This is a genomic window from Dactylosporangium sp. NPDC000555, from assembly GCF_040300025.1.
Lineage (GTDB): Bacteria > Actinomycetota > Actinomycetes > Mycobacteriales > Micromonosporaceae > Dactylosporangium.
This window is the reverse complement of sequence record NZ_JBEPDB010000203.1, coordinates 1-1401: the sequence shown is the minus strand read 5'-3', so window position 1 is coordinate 1401 and position 1401 is coordinate 1. Positions and strand designations below refer to the sequence as shown.

General features: G+C 66.8%; 1 protein-coding gene. It reads right to left on the bottom strand.

What is annotated here, in order from left to right:
- Window positions 1-43 precede the first annotated feature (43 nt).
- Window positions 44-1363: an IS256 family transposase gene (locus ABT297_RS43020; RefSeq protein ID WP_350559994.1), complete on the bottom strand. Its 1320-nt coding sequence runs from the start codon at window positions 1361-1363 to the stop codon at window positions 44-46.
- Between the last annotated feature and the right edge of the window lie 38 nt (window positions 1364-1401).

The following is a 1401-nucleotide window of genomic DNA, read 5'->3' as shown; positions in this document are numbered from 1 at the left end:
CGGGAGTGTCAAGATAACGGTGTAACTGAATTTTGTTTGGGGTCTACTTGCGGCCTGCGGACAGGCGTCCGTCGAAGGCGATGTCGAAGGCGTTGAGTGCGCCTTTCCAGCGGGTGACCCAGCGTTTGCGGCCTTGCCCGGTCGGGTCCAGGCTCATCACCGCCAGGTAGACGCACTTGAGCGCGGCGGTGTCGTTGGGGAAGTGGCCGCGGGCGCGGACCGCGCGGCGGATACGGGCGTTGACGCTCTCGATGGCGTTGGTTGAGCAGATCACGCGGCGGATCTCGGCGTCGAAGGACAGGAACGGCACGAACTCCGCCCAGGCGTTCTCCCACAGCTTCACGATCGCCGGATACCTGCCACCCCAGGCCTCGGCGAACTCCAGGAACCGTTCAGTGGCCGCGGCCTCGGTCGGTGCGGTGTAGACGGGGCGCAACGCCTTGGCGATGGCGTCCCAGTGCTGCCGGGCGGCGTAGCGGAAGGAGTTGCGCAGCAGATGTACCACGCAGGTCTGCACCACGGTGAGGGGCCAGACCTGCCCGATCGCGTCCGGCAGCCCTGTCAATCCGTCGCAGACGGCCATGAGGACGTCGTCGACGCCGCGGTTCTTCAGCTCGGTGCAGATCTGCAGCCAGAACTTGGCGCCCTCACCGCCGTCGCCGGCCCACAGGCCGAGGATGTCGCGGTTGCCGTCGGCGGTGACCGCCAGAGCGACGTAGATCGGCCGGTTCGCGACCTTCCCGTCGCGGATCTTGACGTTGATCGCGTCGAGGAAGACCACCGGGTAGACCGGATCGAGGGGCCGGTTCTGCCACTCGGCCATGCCGTCCATCACCTTGTCGGTGATGGTGGAGATGGTCTGTCTCGACACCTCGGCGCCGTAGACCTCGCCCAGGTGCGCGGAGATCTCGCCGGTGGTCAGGCCCTTCGCCGACAGCGACAGCACCAGGTCCTCCACACCGGACAGCCTGCGCTGACGCTTCTTGACGATGACCGGCTCGAACGAGCCCGCCCGGTCCCGCGGCACGTCGATCTGCACCGGCCCGACATCGGTCAGCACGGTCTTCGGCCGGCTGCCGTTGCGCGAGTTGCCGGAATTCGCGCCGGCCGGGTCGTGCTTGTCGTAGCCGAGGTGGTCGGTGAGCTCACCATCCAGCGCCGACTCCAACACAATCTTCGTCAGCTGCTGCAGCAGCCCACCCTCGCCGGACAGCTGCAGCCCCTGCTCGCGAGCCTGGGCCACCAGCTGCGACACCAACACCGGGTCCACACCCGCCGGCGTCGTCTTGGACGCACGGGGCCGCTTGGCCGTCTCATCCGTAGGCACCGCGGCAGTATCCGCCGTATCAGTAGTGATCGTCATCAGGTGCTACTCCCTTGATCGGAGTTACACCGTTGTTT